The organism is Priestia filamentosa, from assembly GCF_900177535.1.
GTDB classification, from domain to species: Bacteria; Bacillota; Bacilli; order Bacillales; family Bacillaceae_H; genus Bacillus_I; species Bacillus_I filamentosa.
Genome location: NZ_FXAJ01000006.1, coordinates 108,907 through 127,601, shown reverse-complemented (window position 1 = coordinate 127,601; position 18,695 = coordinate 108,907). Strand labels below are relative to the sequence as shown.

The 18,695-nt window shown below is 35.2% G+C and carries 17 protein-coding genes; 9 read left to right on the top strand and 8 right to left on the bottom strand.

Annotated features, from left to right (window positions below):
- The first annotated feature begins 88 nt into the window (after window positions 1-88).
- From B9N79_RS19895 to B9N79_RS19865, 7 genes are all read left to right on the top strand, one after another.
- Complete coding sequence (locus B9N79_RS19895; RefSeq protein WP_019390833.1) at window positions 89-553, top strand: MerR family transcriptional regulator; 465 nt, start codon at window positions 89-91, stop codon at window positions 551-553.
- A 22-nt stretch (window positions 554-575) separates the two neighbouring features.
- Window positions 576-1,262, top strand: a complete 687-nt coding sequence (locus B9N79_RS19890; protein WP_019390834.1) for a zinc metallopeptidase — start codon at window positions 576-578, stop codon at window positions 1,260-1,262.
- A gap of 44 nt (window positions 1,263-1,306) precedes the next feature.
- Window positions 1,307-2,602 (top strand): hemolysin family protein, encoded by a 1,296-nt coding sequence (locus B9N79_RS19885; protein ID WP_019390835.1) that lies wholly within the window; start codon window positions 1,307-1,309, stop codon window positions 2,600-2,602.
- A 485-nt stretch (window positions 2,603-3,087) separates the two neighbouring features.
- The gene (locus B9N79_RS19880) at window positions 3,088-3,723 is read left to right on the top strand and encodes an FMN-dependent NADH-azoreductase (RefSeq protein ID WP_040060743.1); all 636 of its coding nucleotides are present in this window, start codon (window positions 3,088-3,090) and stop codon (window positions 3,721-3,723) included.
- A gap of 161 nt (window positions 3,724-3,884) precedes the next feature.
- Window positions 3,885-4,985 (top strand): 5-methyltetrahydropteroyltriglutamate--homocysteine S-methyltransferase, encoded by a 1,101-nt coding sequence (locus B9N79_RS19875; RefSeq protein ID WP_040060741.1) that lies wholly within the window; start codon window positions 3,885-3,887, stop codon window positions 4,983-4,985.
- 83 nt (window positions 4,986-5,068) lie between these two features.
- Window positions 5,069-5,299, top strand: a complete 231-nt coding sequence (locus B9N79_RS19870; RefSeq protein WP_019390512.1) for an excisionase family DNA-binding protein — start codon at window positions 5,069-5,071, stop codon at window positions 5,297-5,299.
- 261 nt (window positions 5,300-5,560) lie between these two features.
- Complete coding sequence (locus tag B9N79_RS19865) at window positions 5,561-8,080, top strand: tetratricopeptide repeat protein (protein ID WP_046218109.1); 2,520 nt, start codon at window positions 5,561-5,563, stop codon at window positions 8,078-8,080.
- A 132-nt stretch (window positions 8,081-8,212) separates the two neighbouring features.
- On the opposite strand, the gene B9N79_RS19860 is transcribed toward B9N79_RS19865, so the two are convergent.
- From B9N79_RS19860 to nagA, 4 genes are all read right to left on the bottom strand, one after another.
- The gene (locus tag B9N79_RS19860) at window positions 8,213-8,938 is read right to left on the bottom strand and encodes an SIS domain-containing protein (RefSeq protein WP_019390514.1); all 726 of its coding nucleotides are present in this window, start codon (window positions 8,936-8,938) and stop codon (window positions 8,213-8,215) included.
- Between the two features lie 19 nt (window positions 8,939-8,957).
- Window positions 8,958-9,680 carry a GntR family transcriptional regulator gene (locus B9N79_RS19855; RefSeq protein WP_046218110.1) on the bottom strand — a complete coding sequence of 241 codons (723 nt, stop codon included), beginning with the start codon at window positions 9,678-9,680 and terminating at the stop codon, window positions 8,958-8,960.
- Between the two features lie 63 nt (window positions 9,681-9,743).
- Entirely contained in the window at window positions 9,744-10,487 is a 744-nt protein-coding gene (nagB, locus tag B9N79_RS19850; protein WP_046218111.1) for a glucosamine-6-phosphate deaminase, read from the bottom strand.
- Window positions 10,484-11,677 carry an N-acetylglucosamine-6-phosphate deacetylase gene (nagA, locus tag B9N79_RS19845; RefSeq protein WP_048896687.1) on the bottom strand — a complete coding sequence of 398 codons (1,194 nt, stop codon included), beginning with the start codon at window positions 11,675-11,677 and terminating at the stop codon, window positions 10,484-10,486. Before nagA ends, nagB begins: the two co-directional genes overlap by 4 nt.
- A gap of 259 nt (window positions 11,678-11,936) precedes the next feature.
- Here nagA and nagE point away from each other — a divergent pair, with 259 nt between their 5' ends.
- Both nagE and B9N79_RS19835 read left to right on the top strand, forming a co-directional pair.
- A complete protein-coding gene (nagE, locus tag B9N79_RS19840) occupies window positions 11,937-13,832 on the top strand; it encodes an N-acetylglucosamine-specific PTS transporter subunit IIBC (RefSeq protein ID WP_040060733.1) in 1,896 nt (631 codons plus the stop codon).
- A gap of 239 nt (window positions 13,833-14,071) precedes the next feature.
- Window positions 14,072-15,049 (top strand): ring-cleaving dioxygenase, encoded by a 978-nt coding sequence (locus B9N79_RS19835; protein WP_046218113.1) that lies wholly within the window; start codon window positions 14,072-14,074, stop codon window positions 15,047-15,049.
- A 73-nt stretch (window positions 15,050-15,122) separates the two neighbouring features.
- Here the strand turns inward: B9N79_RS19835 and B9N79_RS19830 are convergent, their stop codons facing one another.
- The 4 genes from B9N79_RS19830 to B9N79_RS19815 form a co-directional block, all read right to left on the bottom strand.
- A complete protein-coding gene (locus B9N79_RS19830; RefSeq protein ID WP_019390520.1) occupies window positions 15,123-15,977 on the bottom strand; it encodes a GRP family sugar transporter in 855 nt (284 codons plus the stop codon).
- A gap of 492 nt (window positions 15,978-16,469) precedes the next feature.
- Window positions 16,470-16,667 (bottom strand): YwbE family protein, encoded by a 198-nt coding sequence (locus B9N79_RS19825; RefSeq protein ID WP_046218114.1) that lies wholly within the window; start codon window positions 16,665-16,667, stop codon window positions 16,470-16,472.
- Between the two features lie 114 nt (window positions 16,668-16,781).
- Window positions 16,782-17,609: a hypothetical protein gene (locus tag B9N79_RS19820; RefSeq protein ID WP_085118831.1), complete on the bottom strand. Its 828-nt coding sequence runs from the start codon at window positions 17,607-17,609 to the stop codon at window positions 16,782-16,784.
- A 24-nt stretch (window positions 17,610-17,633) separates the two neighbouring features.
- On the bottom strand, window positions 17,634-18,695 hold the full coding sequence (locus tag B9N79_RS19815) for a YtxH domain-containing protein (RefSeq protein ID WP_048896688.1): 1,062 nt from the start codon (window positions 18,693-18,695) through the stop codon (window positions 17,634-17,636).

Here is an 18,695-nt window from a genome sequence, read left to right as displayed (position 1 = left end):
GATTGCTTGGCTTACAAACAATCTGGACCTTTTTTTCTTGGATAGGCTTCTTCTTTATGAAACATTTGTGAACGTATGATGAAAACGGTTGTTAAAGAAAAGTTTAAATCATATGATAGATATCAAACCATCACGTGTTAGTTTAGGGGGTGTCTCAATTGGGGCTGAGAAACTAAAAATCGGTGAACTTGCTAAGTTAACAGGGCTCACAAAGAGAACCATTGATTATTATACAAATATTGGTTTGTTAGAAGCAGAACGTTCTACTTCTAATTATCGTTTCTATGATCGCTCATGTATTGAGAAAATCGAATACATTGAAAAATGTAAAAAGAGAAATCAGTCTTTAGAGGAGATAAAAAAATCTCTTCAAGAGAAAGAAGCAGAGGAAATCGATATATTAGAACTGAGATTGAAAATGAAAGGTTTAGAAAAAGAACTAAATCAAGTGTTAGATCAAAAAGGTGATAAAGATGCTCAAGACTTGTTAAAAAAAGGGTTATCTAAAGAAAGTTTTTCTTTAATTCAATCACTCTTGTTATTGCTACATTAAAAGATAGAGGGGATACATTTAAATGCTTTTCCATCCTATGGATATTTTTATTTTTATTGCATTAGGCATCTCGATTTGGGCTCAATTTAGAGTAAAAGGTAATTTTAATAAATGGGCTGAAGTATCGACTAAAACAAGAATGTCAGGTGCAGAAGTGGCACGTAAAATTTTAGATGATAATGGATTACAGGCTGTTTCGATAGAAGTTGTGCCTGGAAAGCTATCTGATCATTATGATCCAATGAATCGAGTAATCAGATTATCAGAAGAAGTATATTATGGATGTTCTATTGCATCTGTTTCTGTAGCTTCTCACGAAGTAGGGCACGCTATTCAACATCAACAGTCATACAAGGCTCTTGTAGTAAGACATAAGATTTTTCCGCTAGCTAACTTAGCTTCAGGTATCGCTCCATTTATGTTTTTAGGAGGAATGCTTTTACAGCAGCTTTCGTTAATTGGAGTAGGAATTTTATTCTTCTCTGCTGCAGTAGCATTTCAATTGATTACATTGCCTGTCGAATTTGATGCGAGTAAAAGAGCGAGAAACTTAATGTTAAGTCAAGGTATTCTTTACAGTGATGAAGAACGTGGAGTAAAGAAAGTATTGAATGCAGCAGCTCTTACATATGTTGCTGCAACATTAATGGCTGTGTTTGAATTGGTTAAATTTGTAATGATTTTTTTCCAAGGTCAAGAAGAAGAATAACAATTATTTAGGAGGTGTAAACCTTACATTCGTAAGGTTTTAATTTGGATAATATTACTGTTAATTTTATACTTGTTGCTATTTTAATTGGACTTACAGCATTCTTCGTAGCAACAGAATTCGCAATTGTTAAAGTCAGGACATCGAGAATTGATCAGCTTGTTGCTGAAGGGAAAAGGGGAGCTATTGCAGCTAAGAAAGTTACGACTCACCTTGATGAATACCTTTCAGCCTGTCAGCTAGGAATTACTGTTACGGCAATGGGGCTAGGTTGGTTAGGAGAACCAACTATTGAACGTGTATTGCATCCTTTATTTGAAGCATTACATCTTAATGAAGCTACAACCACAATTCTATCTTTTGGTATTGCTTTTGCTCTTATGACCTATCTCCACGTTGTTATTGGAGAACTAGCACCTAAGACAGTCGCAATTCAAAAAGCCGAGTTGATTACGTTAACTCTTGCAAAACCAATTATCTTGTTCTACCGCATCATGTTCCCATTTATTTGGTTACTAAATGGATCAGCACGAGTGATTGTTGGATTGTTTGGTTTAAAACCAGCTTCTGAACATGAAATGGCTCACTCTGAAGAAGAACTGCGCTTATTGCTTTCAGAAAGCTATAAAAGTGGCGAAATTAATAAAAATGAATTGAAATATGTAAATAATATTTTTGAATTTGATGAGAGAATTGCTAAAGAAATTATGGTTCCTAGAACAGAGATGGTTACATTATCGATTAATGATTCTCTCAATGAGACAATTGAGACTTTAAAAGTAGAAAAATTCACTCGTTATCCGATTGTAGATGGAGATAAAGACAATATTGTAGGGGTTATTAACATTAAAGAAGTATTAACGTCTACACTATGGGAAGATAATGAAAAAACAAATCTTAGCGACTTCATTAATCCCGTTATTCAAGTTATTGAGACAATTCCTATTCATGAATTAATGATTAAGATGCAGAAAGAACGTATGCATATGGCTATCCTTATTGATGAATATGGCGGGACTTCGGGGTTAGTAACAATTGAAGATATTGTCGAAGAAATCGTTGGGGAAATTAGAGATGAATTTGATGAAGAAGAAATACCTGAAGTACGAAAAATAGCAGATGATCACTATATCTTGAATTCTAAGGTTCTAATTAGTGATGTCAACAATTTACTGAATCTAAACTTAGAATACGACGAAGTTGATACAATTGGAGGATGGTTCCTTACACAAAACTTTGAAGCTGAAAAGGGTACCGAAATTCAATTCGAAGGATATACGTTTAAAATCCGAGAGGTTGAAGGTCACCATATCTCTTTTGTAGATGTATTTAAAAGCTAAATAGAAAGAAAGAGAGAACTATGACAAGATAGTTCTCTTTTTTTAAGCTTTCTCACTTATATTTTCTTCAAGGGAATGATTCAGTTTTCTCGCAAGAGCTGTAAAAAAGCGATCACCACTTTCTTTTTGCAATGGATGTTAAAAAAACGTAGTAATCAATTTTGTTTGTATAGCGGAACAGTTTGCTTAATGAATAAAAAAAGGCAATGGAGGAGCCAAGTGCAAAGCTTATTTTAAAAAGTATATTTTCTTGTATAACCAGCAATAAAGGGTAAGTTTCTTATGTATATATCTTTAAATGAAATATCTTGAATTAAAAATAATTGACTTAAAGATATCGAGAGCATATAATGAACACATAATGATGCTAATAAATCACATGGCTCACTAAAATAGATATCTATAATAACGGCTTATACTGTGTATAAGTAGCCATTATCACGGTCATTATATAAAAGGATTGAATGAAAAAGGAGCGAAAAATTATGGCAAAAGTATTGTATATTACGGCACATCCACATGATGAAAAAACATCTTACAGCATGGCGGCAGGTCAAGCATTTGTGACGGCTTATAAAGAGCAAAACCCAAGTGATGAAATTGTTCATATTGATTTGTATAAAGAAAACATTCCACACATTGATGCTGATATTTTCAGCGGATGGGGCAAACTTCAATCAGGAAGTGAATTTGATCAACTTTCTAAAGAAGAGCAAAGTAAAGTAGCTCGTCTTGCAGAACTAAACGAACAGTTCATTTCAGCTGATAAATATGTATTTGTTACACCACTATGGAACTTCTCGTTCCCACCAGTGATGAAAGCATACTTAGATTCTGTAGCAGTTGCAGGGAAATCATTCAAATATACAGAACAAGGTCCTGTTGGATTGCTAACAGACAAAAAAGCCCTTCATATCCAAGCACGTGGCGGCTACTATTCAGAAGGTCCTGCAGCAGACTTAGAAATGGGTCATCGTTATATTGGCATTATGATGAACTTCTTCGGCGTTCCATCATTTGACGGTTTATTCATTGAAGGACATAATGCAGAACCAAATAAAGCAGAACAAATTAAAGAAGACGGTATTGCACGTGCAAAAGAACTAGCAAAAAGCTTCTAATAGCAAAAATAGCGGAGATGATTCTCCGCTATTTTTTATGTGGAAATATTTACTTTACACTAAAAATAATTAGAAAAAACAAATCATTAAAAAAATTCTGTAGTCTGAGCTTCTTTTTCGTTATAATAGAAACAATATTTTAAAAAAGGGGATGCACTCAATTGACAACAACAGTTAAAGGACCATTTAAAGCAGATCATGTTGGAAGTTTCTTACGTCCGAAACGATTGAAAGAAGCTCGTTTACAGAAACAAAATGGTGAAATTACAGTAGCACAACTGAGAGCTATCGAGGATGAGGAAATTACACGTCTTGTTCAAAAACAAAAAGAAGTTGGGTTACAGGCGGTAACAGACGGGGAATTTAGACGTGCATGGTGGCACTTTGACTTCTTATCTGAGCTTGTAGGTGTTGAACTTTATGAGACAGAGCAAGGTATTCAATTCAATGGAATTCAAACAAAAGCCCATGGAATTAAAGTTATTGATAAAGTAGATTTTGATGGACATCCAATGATTGAGGATTACAAGTTCTTACATAACCTTGCTGGTGATCATGTTGCGAAGTTTACAATTCCAAGTCCAAATATGCTTTTTTTTAGAGGAAATATTTCAGAAGAAGTATATAGTGATCAAAATGCCTTTTTTGATGATGTAATCAAAGCATATCAAAAAGCAATTCAAGCTTTTTATGATGCAGGATGCCGCTATTTACAGCTGGATGATACAGCATGGGCTGTTTTCTTCTCTGAACAAGGGCAAGAACAAATCACACAGCGTGGCTATGAACCAAAAGAGCTTGCTAAACTGTTTACAAGAGCTATTAATGAGTCAATTGAGAATAAACCGGAAGACATGGTTATTACAATGCATATTTGCCGTGGGAACTTTAGATCAACATATGTAGCAAGCGGAGGATATGATAATGCCTCAGAATACATCTTCGGAAAATTGAAGGTTGATGGACTCTTCCTTGAATTTGATGATGCACGTTCAGGAGGGTTTGAACCATTAAAACACGTAAAACGTGATGATTTACAACTTGTTTTAGGACTAATCACTTCTAAATTTGGTGAGCTTGAGGATCCTGGAAAAGTGAAGGGACGTTTGCAAGAAGCAGCACAGTACGTGGGTTTTAATCAAATTTGCTTAAGTCCTCAGTGTGGATTTGCTTCAACAGAAGAGGGAAATATTTTGACAGAAGAGCAGCAATGGGATAAAATTCGTCACGTAATTAACATTGCGAATGACGTTTTCAAATAAGAAACATCTTTTGCACCACCTTTTACTTTGTAGAAGGTGGTTTTCCCATAAAATAGATAAACGAAAGAGGAGGGAGATAAAAAATGTACCTAACAGTAGAAGAAGCAGCTGAATTTTTAGAAATTCCTGCTTCACAAGTTGAAAATCTCATCCATCATAAACAGATTCGGGCGATTCATGATGGCGAGCAGTTTCTCATTAATAAAGAGCAGTTTAACACACACTTAGAGCAGCTTGAGAAATATAAGAGGCTTGTTGAAGATCTTATGAATGAGCCATTACCTGAAGACATTGATGTGAAAGACGAAGACTAATTTAAAAAACCCTTTCGTATAATAATGCGGAAGGGTTTTCTGCTAGCGAACGATAAAGGGTAGACAATTTGAATCCTTAACCCTAAAATAGGATTCGACATAAAATAGCTTCTTTTGTATCTTTTCTTATCGTTAAAATGACAAAGAAATGAAACCTGCTTTTCATAAAACTCTGTTACAATGAAAGGAAAGATACCGTAACACAGGGTATTATAAAGCTATAAATCTCATTTTTTTATATATTTTGGAGGATAGACGAATATGACACTAGAAGATCGCTTGATCCAAAAGACATATTACAAACATTTTATAAATGACAATGAAAATCGCCATCCCATAGAAGTCCTTGGCGAAGCAGCAGTTGCAGAACAGGAGAAGGAATCCTACGATTTATCGGATATTCGCTTTGCTCAAGGAGAAGTTTATTATCATAGTCAAGATTTCGAAACGGCTATTTTTAAATGGGAGAACATTAATAGTGAACTCGAACCATGGGCGAAAAAGAATATTGGAGACACCTACTACAAGACAGGCAGACTATCAGATGCTGAGGAAATTTATCTTTCTTTGAAAGTAGATGATCCTATTTTAACAGCTGAAGTTTCCTTACAGCTTTTTTCTCTTTATATTGATCAGGATAATATTGAAAGAGCATATGAAGTGATTAAAGAAGCTGTTAAAGTGAACCCAGCTTACCCAGGAATAACAGAACTAGCACGTAAGTTTTATGAACGTCAAGAAGATTGGGAAAGTGCAACAGAGCTTGCGGTTAGTGAGTCTATTCGAACTGAAGATCTTTTTTGGTTTGCAACGGTTATTAAATATGCTAAAAATCAATATACAACAATCTTCTCACCTGATTATTTCTACCAAGTGCTTATCACATTTTATAAAACAGATCAGATGCACTTTAAAAAGCTTGTTTCTGCATTATGGGAAAGCTATAAAAACGAAGAGGCTTATCTAGAATGGATCAAAACAATCAATGACATTTTCCTTAATGTTGATATTGGTCTTTATGAGTATTGGCAAGAAATTTCATCTCTATATGAAGAATCTTATTTATATTTAATTAGTGGATTATACGATTTACAAGTTCTTCATGATTTCATTCCAACAACATTGGAAAATTGGTTGAAAGTAACAAGAGATGCTAAATCATTGTTCCCGGCTGCAGCCATTTGGACATGGAATGAGCAGTTCCCATCGACTATTATGGAGGAATCTGTTCAAAAAGCAGAAAGTACTTTATTTAACTCAGATAGCGATATTGATGGACTATCGTATAGCCTCAACATCGTGGAGTCGATGATGTCATGGGCAGAACAGCGCAATATTGAACTAGATCCGTCAGTTGCGAGTCTTTTAAATAAGAACGTTCATCATCTTCTTATGATTGACCCAGAAAATGATGAAGAAACAACTGTTAAAACACTTCATACTTTCTCAAGAGAAGAAGAGGAAAGAACATGGATGGTTGTTGATGGCTCTAGTGCTTACCGGGAAAAGAAATTAAGACAATCTCTTGATAAATGGGCACCACTAGGAGATTCATTGCTTTTTATTGTTCATCCAACATACACGTTTAATGAAGACGAACGTGAAGAATTAAGAAAGCTTGAGCAGTCCATGCCTGTTCATTTCCTTATTAAAGGAATGGACGCACATGGCGATATTGAAAGCCGATTACGTATGGATTTCCAAGATGCTTTAATTAGTGTAGGTGGAGACGAGAACTTAACATCATTTATTCAAGCGAATTTCTTTGAAATTATTGATGGAACTGAGAAGCGTCGCATTCATAAGCTGCTCTCTTTCATGCGAATCACGCTCCATGACCTTGGAAAAAGACGTGTTGAAGAAGAGCTTTATTTACAAGATCTTATCAATACAGAAGAACAAAAGATTGAAAAGCTTGGAAGTGATATCGAATTTTTACGTGAGCTAGAGAAGAAAAAATCTCGATATGTTACAGAGACATATGCCAAGTTAAAAGATGAAATCAAAGACAACTTTGAAAATAGTCTGCCAAATTTACTTCGAGAATGTACAGAGATTATTACAGAGGATAGTGATTTTGCCAATATCCATAAAGAAGTAAATGATAAAATGAATAAAGTAATTGAAGTTCAATGGACAAAAGTATTAACAGATCTTCAGCATGCTCTTCAACAATGGCTTTCTCTTTCACGTGAAGAGCTTGTCCAAAGTCAAGAAAGCTTCGACGATCTTGCCGTAGAATTTAATAATCGTTTTACCAGAGAAAAAGTAGAGCTTAAAGGAGACTTTAAGATTTTAGATGACTGGCGTCGTGATATTAGACGATTAACGGTAAGAATGCCAATTGAAGAACAAAACATTTTCCTTCAATCTAAATTTGCGCAGCTTATGTTCCAGCGCGCTGGGAAATTGATTGGTGCTTTAGCTTCTCAGAAAACAATGTACAATCAATATAAGAAAAATGTTGATAGTCAAGATTATGAAGAAGCAGCTCAAATGGTCACAAATCGTCTTTTTGCACAATTTAATTCTCTTGAGAATTCACTTAAGCTTGACGTAGAAACATTCTTCTCACAGCCATTTGAAGAGCTTACAATGCTTAAAGATGGAACAGAGGTAGCGCTTGAGAACAATCGTTTAACGCTAAAGGATATGAAAGAAAATCCAGGAGAATATTATAATCCAATTAAATTGTTCGAAATTCGTGTTCGTCAATATGAAGTCATGATTGAAGCGAAAGAAGAAGTAGATTATAGAGAGATTTTAGTAGAAGATAATTAAGAAAAGAGGCACCGCGAGTGAGCGGTGCCTCTTTTCTTAAAAATAATCCAAACTGTTACATTAATGAGTGAGAGCGTGCAACAATCAAGAGTATAGAAGGAGTCATTAGGGATAAAAACGAATATGTGTAAACTAGAGAAACGGAATTCTTTCTTTATATTGGGCAATTAAATGCTTATTATGGTTATCTGCTCCTTCCATATTTCCACTTTGAAAAATAGGTGGGGTTAGTCCAGCTTGAAGCATTTTCTCAATTACTTCAGAAAATAAAGTATTAAGGATAATAGCGCCAATAATAGTAGATCCTGAACCAAATTTAATATTGTTTTTATTTAGAAGTACATCCCCTTTTGGAATATGGTTATCTAAAACAACATCCACAACGTCATGTAGATAATGTCCACTTTCATGACGAGAAGGACGGCTTTTGGCATAAATGGGGGAAGTTAGCCCAATAACATATGCCCCTTTTTCTTTTGCTAGAAGTGCTACATCAATAGGAACTGGATTAACACCAGAGGTTGAGACAACGATACATATATCTCCTGAACGGATATCTTGTTCTTTCATAAATGTATGAGCATACTGATTTTGTCTTTCTAACTGTGAAGAACGAGATGCACCTTTGTGAAGCATTAATTCCTCTATAAAAATAGGATGAATGGGAGCTAAACCACCAGACCGATAAAATAGTTCTTCTGTTAACATATGTGAATGCCCACAGCCAAATAAATGAATAATACCTTGCGAATTAATACTATTTACGATTTGGGTTGCTGCTTCCTGTATAATCGTTTTTTCTTGCTTTTCTACTTTATAAAGTAGAGCTTTTATTTCCTCTATATATTGATTGCTCATAGCTAACTCCTTATATTTATTATCTAGTCATTGTAAAAGTGAATTTATAACGGTCAGCTCGATATGATGACTTTACAATTTCAAGAGGAGTACCATCTTCTAGATACGTATTTCGTTGAATAAATAAAATAGGTGCAAACTTTGAAACACCTAAATGTTCAATTTCAAGATCAGAAGATATGGAAGACTCTAAAGTTTGGGTCGCATATCCGATTTTAAGATGGATATGTTGTTCAATATATTGATAAAGAGATTCATTAACAATGCTTTCAGTTAAACCTTTAACCAAATTTGCTGACATATAGACTGTTTCTAAAGCCATTGGAATATCGTCAGCTAAGCGAATTCGTTTAATCTCATAGACAGGTGAATATTTAGCAATCTTAAGCTGTTCCGCAATCTTATCCGTACATGGAACGATAGTGAATGTCAATAATTTACTACTAGGAGTCATTCCTCGTGCTTTCATGTCTTCTGTAAAGCTAGTTAAACCAACGAGCTGCTGTTCTAATTTCTTTCCTAACACAAAGGTACCGCGACCCTTTTGACGATATAAGTAGCCTTCGTTAACTAAATTATTAATAGCTTGACGTACAGTCATTCGGCTAATTTGGAAACGTTCAGCAAACTCACGTTCAGAAGGAAGAGCATCATTTTGCTGTAACTCACCATTTTCTATTTGTTTTTTTATTTGTTCTTCGATTTGGTAATAAATCGGAAGAGGTGAGTTTTTATCAATCACTAGATTTCTCTCCTTTATTCTCTTAAAATAAGTAGTGAAATCCTACTTGTCCTAAGTTCAATTTTAATTTGAAATATTTTGTAGATGTAATACACCTGACAAAGCTTGTTGATCTGCAATTATTGTAACACAATTATGCTTTTTCAAAATAGATGCTGGAAAATCTTCAGTGATGTCCCCTTGAAGTAATTTATTCATTGCTTCAGCTTTCTTTTCTCCCGAAATAAGTAATAAGATTTCTTTACTTTTCATGATTGTTTCAATTCCCATAGTAATGGCATGTGTCGGTACATCCTCAATTGAATCAAAATAACGAGCGTTTGCTTGGCGTGTTGATTCCTCTAGCGTAACAACATGAGTAGGTGCATTAAATGATGTACCAGGCTCATTAAATCCGATGTGTCCATTTTCGCCGATGCCAAGAATTTGCAAATCAATGCCACCGTGATCTGCGATTAATTGATCATAACGTTTGCATTCTTTCTCAATATTAGGAGCTAGACCATTAGGTAAATAAGTATGCTCGATATCAATATGTTTAAACAATGAATCGACCATGTAGTAGTGATAGCTATTTGGATCTTCTTTTTCTAATCCGATATATTCATCTAAATTAAAAGAAGTTACATCTTTGTAAGAAGTACCATTTTCCTGATGATCTTCAATTAATGTTTGATATAAACCCGTTGGTGTTCCTCCAGTTGCAAGACCCAGGTTTACATTCTTTTTTTCTTGAACTTTCTTTATTAAAATCTCTGCTGCTTTGCTGCTCATTTCCTCATAGTTTTTTACTTGAATAATCTTCATTTTGTATGCTCCTTTTTATAAGCTAATGTTCCTCGGCAAAATGTCATTTCTACGTCTAAGTTTTCATTTAATATAACGATATCAGCATCTTTTCCAACAGCTATACTTCCTTTTCGATCGAAAATATTAAGTTGTTTGGCTGGATTGACAGATGTCATTTTCACAATGTCTTCTAGTGAACAATTTGTGTAGTTTATTGTATTTTTAATCGCATCATTCATCTTTAAAATACTTCCAGCAAGCGTTCCATTTGCAAGGGTCGCAGTTGTATCATCAACGTTAACTGGTTGCCCGCCTAAGTCGTACGTTCCATTTTTAAGCCATTTGGCACGAAGAGAGTCGGTGATTAAAATCATCCGATCACTTGTAATTTGATCGTAAGCAAGTTTTACCATCTCAGGTCGACAATGAATGCCATCTGTAATTAATTCAACAAACAGTTCTTTACGCAAGTAAGCAGCCCCTAGAACCCCTGGCTCCCGATGATGCAGTCCACGCATTCCGTTATATAAATGTGTTACATGCGAGAGACCTGTTTGAATAGCTTCATCAATTTGATCATATGTTGCATCTGAGTGACCAATAGAAGCAACGACGTTCTGACTTTTTAAATAAGAGACCAGTTCTAATCCACCCGGTTGTTCAGGAGCAAGTGTCACTAATTTAATATGGCCCTCTGCATTTTCCTGCCATTGTTTGAATAAAGACAAGTCAGGATCTTTAATATGAGTAGGTGGCTGAGCACCTGCTCGTTTTGGAGAAATAAAAGGACCTTCTAAATGAATACCCACTATTTCAGCCTGTTCGTTAACAGTTTGATTATTAATAAAATTTCCTACGTTTGTTAGAGCTTGTTCAATAGCTTCATTTGACTGGGTCATTGTTGTAGCCAAGAAGCTTGTTGTTCCTTCCTTTGGAAGAGTCGCAGCCATTGTTTTTAATGATTCTGGGGTCGCATCCATTGCATCAGCATTTGCTGCTCCATGAATATGAATATCAATAGCTCCAGGTACTAGTTTATAAGATGACGAACATTTAATGACTTGATCATTCTGTTCTGTTTTATACTCTGAGACTGATCCGATATCTTTAATTTTTCCATTTGAAATACGAATATATCCATTTTGAATTTTCCCAAAGTCACTATAAATAATTAAATTGGAAATAACGATATTTTGATTTTCTATCATACATAATCTCCTTTATAGAAGTAAAAAGTAATAATTAGTGAGGTAGGTAACACGTTCATTATGTTTTACCATTTGTATCTAGTATATACCATCTATATATAGTTGTCTATACCACTATAAGCTACGACAGAAAAATTCCACTACTTAATATCCAAATAACCCCATTAATATAAGATTTAACATTTTATTTGGTATAGACAACTATATGTTGGATGTGGTAGTATGAGGCAAAGAAAACGCTTTAAAAGGAGATAAAAACATGTTGAATTTTCTACAACGGATTGGTAAATCACTCATGTTACCAATTGCAGTATTACCAGCTGCTTCTTTGTTACTTCGTTTAGGACAAGAAGATTTACTAGATATTCCATTTATGGCTCAAGCCGGGGATGCTATTTTTGCAAACTTGGCATTGTTGTTTGCCCTTGGTATTGCTGTTGGGTTATCGAAAGATGGTAGTGGAGCAGCAGCACTTGCTGGGGTTGTTGGCTACTTTGTATTAACAAAGGGAACAGCTGCTATTGATAAAGACATAGATATGGCAGTTTTAGGTGGTATTATTTCAGGGATTACAGCTGGTTTGTTATATAATCGTTTTTCAGATATTAAACTTCCAGAATGGCTTGGTTTTTTTGCAGGAAAGCGTTTTGTCCCCATTATTACGTCAGTAGTGATGTTAGTTCTTGCAGGTATTTTTGGAGTAGTATGGCCTCCAATTCAAGAGTTAATTAATAATGTTGGGAATTGGATTACAGGAGCTGGAGCAGTAGGGGCTGGAGTATACGGACTTCTAAATCGTTTATTAATTCCAGTTGGACTGCATCATGTATTAAATAGTTTAGTTTGGTTTGTATTTGGAGAGTACAATGGAGCAACTGGTGATATTAATCGCTTCTTCGCAGGGGATCCAACAGCAGGACCATTTATGACAGGTTTCTTCCCAGTTATGATGTTCGGATTACCAGCAGCGGCTCTTGCAATGATTGCAGCTGCAAAAAAAGAAAAAAGAAAAGCTGTAACAGGTATGCTAGCTGGATTAGCTCTTACTTCATTTTTAACAGGTATCACAGAACCAATCGAATTTTTATTTATGTTCATAGCACCACTCTTATATGTCATCCACGCTATCCTAACAGGAATTTCAATGGCAGTTGCTGTAATGTTAGGTATTCATCACGGCTTTGGTTTTTCAGCAGGGGCAATTGATTACTTTTTGAACTTTGGTATCGCTCAAAAGCCGTTATTGTTAGCGGGAATCGGCATTATTTATGCCATTATTTACTTTGTTATATTCTATACTTTAATCAAAGCGTTAAATATCCAAACACCAGGTCGTGAAGAAGATGAAGAAATAGAGGAAACGGTAGATTCTGATTCAACAACAGGCGATAAATATGTAGATATGGCATCTTATTTTATTAAAGATTTAGGTGGAAAAGAAAACTTAACGACTATTGATAACTGTGCAACACGTCTACGTTTACAAGTTGCAGACACATCCAAAATTAATGAGTCTAATCTAAAGCGCCACGGAGCTCGAGGTTTAATGAAATTAGGAAAAACAAATGTACAAGTTATCGTAGGTACAGATGTTGAATTTGTTGCTGATGCAATGAAACAATTAGTGAAATCTGGAGCAGCAACGATCAATATCTCTAAAGAAAATGAACAGGAACGTTCTGAAGTAGAAACAGTTGACACAGCTCAGCTTGAGTTTGTTCTTCCATTTGAAGGAACTGTAAAACCTCTTAGTGAAGTAGAAGATGAAGTATTCTCTTCTAAAATGATGGGAGATGGATTTGCTATTGAACCAGTTAGTAATACACTAGTTTCTCCAATTGAAGGAGAGGTAATGAGCATCTTCCCAACGAAGCATGCTATTGGTTTAAAAGCGAACAATGGATTAGAAATACTTATTCATGTTGGTATAGATACAGTAAAGTTAAATGGGGAAGGATTTAAAGCGCTTGTTCAGGAAGGGCAGCATATAACGAAAGAAACACCGCTGTTAGAAATTGATTTAGAGTATGTAAAAAAGCATGCCCCTTCTATTACAACGCCAATTATCTTCACAAACTTATCAGAAGGTAAAGAAATAAAACTTAATAAGTCTGGTTATCAGAAGCAAGGTACTCCTGAAGTTATTAAGTTCTAAACTATTAACTTAATATTAAAGAAAAGAGGCATAAACCTTTACAAGAAAATAAGGGTTTATGTCTTTTTTTCATTTTTATAAGGATAATCAGACTAGATAGAGTATATGCTGGTATTATAATAATTGACTTTTCTTCCCAAAATGTTTTACAATTATCTCGAATTAAAGATAATTTACTTTGAGCTATAAGTTTATATTAAAGGAAATAGATCACTTTAACTAAAGAGGAGTGAAAGAAGATGAACTTAACAGGGTTACATCATGTTTCAATTTTAACAGGAAAAGCAGAAAAAAATTATCTTTTTTATACGAAGATTCTTGGAATGCGTCTTATTAAAAAGACGGTCAATCAAGATAATACAGAGTCTTATCATTTATTCTATGGAGATGCTAAGGGAAACCCTGGAACTGAATTAACGTTCTTTGATATTCCTCATCTTGGTAGAACACATAAAGGAGCGAGTAGTATTTCTTCAACGTCTCTAAGAGTGCCGAGTACTGACTCACTCCATTATTGGGCTAAGCGTTTTGAAAAATTAGGTGTTCATTATGAGGGAATTAAAAAAAGAGCTGGGCGTGATACATTAGCTTTTGAAGATTTTGAAGGAACAAAGCTTATTCTTGTTGCAGATAACAATGAAAAAGGGGTAGCTCCAGGAGAAGCATGGGATGGAAGTGATGTTCCGAAAGAGCATGGTATTCTTGGTCTTGGAGCTGTTACGCTCACTGTTGCAGATGCAAAACCAACAGTGCGAGTATTAAAAGAGTTATTAGGTTTTTATTATGTAGGTTCTTACCCATCCCTTGATGGGGATTATCCAGATGTTGAAGTATATGCAACAGGAGAAGGGGGAGTAGGAGCTGAAGTACATGTTGCCACAAGATCTGATTTACCAAGGGAGCGTTTAGGAAGAGGTGGCGTTCATCATGTAGCATTTCGGGTTCCAAATGAAGAGGAATATAACGAGTGGGCAAAACGCATTAATCAAGCTGGTTTTGTGAACTCTGGAAAAGTAGATCGATTTTACTTTAGAGCTCTTTATTTTAGAGAACCAAATAATATATTATTTGAACTATCTACAGATACGCCAGGATTTGCTCAAGATGAATCAGTAGAAACGTTAGGTGAACGACTTTCATTACCACCGTTTTTAGAACCGAAAAGAGAGGAGATTGAATTACGTCTTCGTCCATTAGAATTTGAGGAAAGTAAATAAAGACCTGCTCTTTTCACGTAGGAAAGGTTTCAATGGAATAAATAGAAAAAAGAGGCGATAATTCGCCTCTTTTTTAGTTTGCCTTTGCAAGTCCAAGGAATACGGCGCCAATAATAATTAACGCACTCCCAATCACAATTCCAATCATTTGACGCTTAGTTTTCTTTTCTCCCAGAATTAAGATTCCACCGAATGTAGAAATGATAATTCCCATTTGTGAAAGAGAAAAACTCGTCGCAACGCCAACTTTTGGTTGTGAGAGGAATAAAAATAAGTTCCCAACAGCCCAAACAACACCAGGAATGATGTTCTTTAAGGCATATTTATTAAATGGTTTATGTTTATATGTAAGCAGCACGCCACCAATTACCATCCCTATAGCTTGAGGGAATAGTGCAGACCAACCGTCAACTCCAGTTAACTGAGCAATTACAACATATACTAAATAACCAATCGTTGAAACTATTAAAATTCCAATTCCTTTTTTTAGTTCTCCAGGCTTCTCTTCTACTGTATTGTCTTTTAATGAAGTTAATACAATTCCGACAATAATACATACAAGAGCAAGACAACCGAATAAGATGCTTACAGCAGTTGACCATTCTCCAAAAACAATCATACCAAATAGTGCAGTTGAAACTAACTGCATTCCTGTTGAAATTGGCATTGTTTTCGATACGCCCATATGTTCAATACTTTTAAGTTGGTTTCTTTGACCAAGTGTCCAGAAAAGACCTGAAATGACTCCGATTACAAAAATCTTTGTATCGATTTCTGGTTGGACAAACAGAAAAATAACCGCAGAAAAAATTAACGCTCCTAGTGTAGTACCAAGTGTTTGGCTATAAGGACCACCACCTAGTTTGACGTTAAATAGAACTAAGCTCCCCCAACACAAAGCAGGGATAAGAGCTAACAGGATGTCCATCTTGATGAAAGCTCCTCTCTTTATTTAGTTTTGCTTAGGCTTTCATAGTTGTATAAAGTAACCTAAAAAATTCACATAACAATGATAATAACACGAGTAAATAAGCTTGTCCATCTTTCTGAAACGTGCATTTTTCCCTTGGCACGCCTAGATTTATGGCAGATATGAGATGTTAACGCTACCATCATTTTTCAAATAAAAGTTTAAGAAGAAAAGTATTCTTAAGTTTTGTCATTTCTCTCATGCCAAACTTTTAAGATGTCTTTGTATAAAGTAATAGGAAAGATTGCTAATTAATCCTCTTATTTTATAATGTATTATCTTTAATAAATTGAGAAAAAGTTACGCTTACAATTAATATTGTATTAAGTGCATAGGGGAGGAAGTGGGGAGACTTCTGTAAAGTTTAACACGTATTCTAATGCCAGAAACTAAGGAGAGTGCTTGATAAAGGAAAGGAGCTTTCTATCAATAAAAGACGAGTACAGGAAATTACTCTTTGATAATTTCCTGTACTCGTCCAACTTGTCCGTCTTCTAGTCTTACCTTAATTCCATGAGGATGAAAGCTAGAATTAGTTAAAATATCTTTTACAATACCTTCTGTTAACTTTCCAGTGCGCTGATCTTTTTTTAGTACAATTTTAACTGAAAGGCCTGGATAGATATTTGCTCGAGATTGCCTATTCATATGTGAAAAACCTCCACTTTTTACTTTTAAACAAACGTTTAATTAATAAATAACCATTTCAACAGTATAGCTTTCAAAGGAAAGGAAAAGCAAGCTTATATAAAAAGGAAAGCTCTAAAGAGAGAGTTTTCCTTTTTGTAAAAGATGTTCAAGATGGTCAATCCATTGATCTTGATTCATCCTTTTTAAAACAAGCGATGGTGGTTCATTTATATCTTCATTTTCGTTGTATACAACCCAAAGCCGCTTATGAATAGGCAGAATAAGATGAGCTTCTTGAATTTGTGAATATTCTTTTAGAGAAATTAACGATTCTGAAATGTTGGCAAAACGACGACCATAATCGTTAAAATCTGAGAGGAATATTTTTAACATTTCTTGATGGTGATGGATATGGAAAGATTCACAAAGAAAGGCTAGCTCATCCTCTGTCTTAGTCTCCTCAACAAGTCTATTAAAAAGTTCTTCTGTTAGGGGAATGTGAGCAGTTTCTATCTCACCCCACGCAAGTACTTTTAAAAAGGAAGTAATTGCAGGCTGAATTTCACTTTCTTTCAAAATAGAAAATTCGTGAACGACATCATGTTTTACTTCATGCTTCAAACTTTCGTCACCAGGCAGGCGGTGGAGCATCAAAACTTCCTCAGCTCCATTTGCTTCTTTATTACAACGAATCATTTTGGTTGATTGAACAAAAAGATCCATCATTTGTTTGAAGATAGGGTGAAGAGATTCCGCTAAGTTTTCTTCATTAATACTGAGCAGAAGTTCTTTTGAAAGCAAGCTATGTGATGCAGTTTCGAACACAACTTGTAAGTCGTTTTCAGATTTTTCCCCAAGTCCAGATTTTAGAACACCTGCTGCAACTTCATCATATCCGCATAAGACAAGGGAAAGGGCAAGTTCTTCTGTGCTTAGACTAATCTTTGGTTGTTGACTCATATTTAATACCTCACTTTATATCCGTTAATGGAGCAATCCTGAGACCCATTTAGAGCCTTGGCTGAAGAATTCTTTACCTTTGTCGACAGCCTTGGAGACTTGTTCTTTACCTTTATCAATTGCTGAACTTACACCTTCTTTAATGTTGCTGTATGTTTTATTAATGGTGTCTGAGTGCTTACGAATAAAGTTTTCTGCTTTGCCGGCAACAAAGTCTCCAACATATGTACCAACAACCCCACCGATGAAGGCCCCAGCAACAGCTCCAGGGGGACCCAAGAGTCCACCGACTGCTCCGCCAAGAACAGATCCACCATAAGCTGCAGCAGATTTAATAGCGACATTGGAAGCAGAGACCACTCCATCTGTTGCAGTAAATTTCCCTTGTTTAATTTTATCAATAGTTTTAACGCCTTCTTCAGCTACGTTTGACATAACACTAATAGGAAAGATTTTCTTAGCAATAGAGCCTGTTACTTTTTTCAATCCAACTCTTGTATGATTATCACCAATACCCATAAAGTGGTACTTCGTCCAACCGTTAAAAGTACGATATTTATCCATGCCTACTTTGTTTTTTAAGAACTTGATAGCAGAGTTTGTATGGTTCTTCTGCATAAATGCTGTAGTACGACGGGCGAAGTTCCGAAAAACAGAGGCTTTTCCTTTTCCTTGCATCCATTTTGCGGTACTTATACTAACAACATTTGTGCGAGCGTTCCGCATTGTAATATTAATAGATTTTGTTGCAAGAAGGGAGAGAGCAACAGCTCCATGAGTTGTAATAAGGATTTTATCTAAGTTACCTTTAATATCAAAATATTGACTTCCGAGAGAAGGAAGATTAAGGAGAGCGGCAAGAACACTATCTTGCGCTGCCATAGCGCTTGCTGTTTCACTTGCGATATTGTGTAAAGAATTAATGCCCGTATTAATGGAATTAAAAGAAACAGACAAAGAAACTCCTTTAATTCCTTGTAAACAGTTATTTACTCTTTGATCAACAGAAGAAATCTCATTTCCGATAGAAGAGACTTTTGAAGCGAGCTGTTTCACAATATCAGGGTTAATTTCAATTGTAGACAT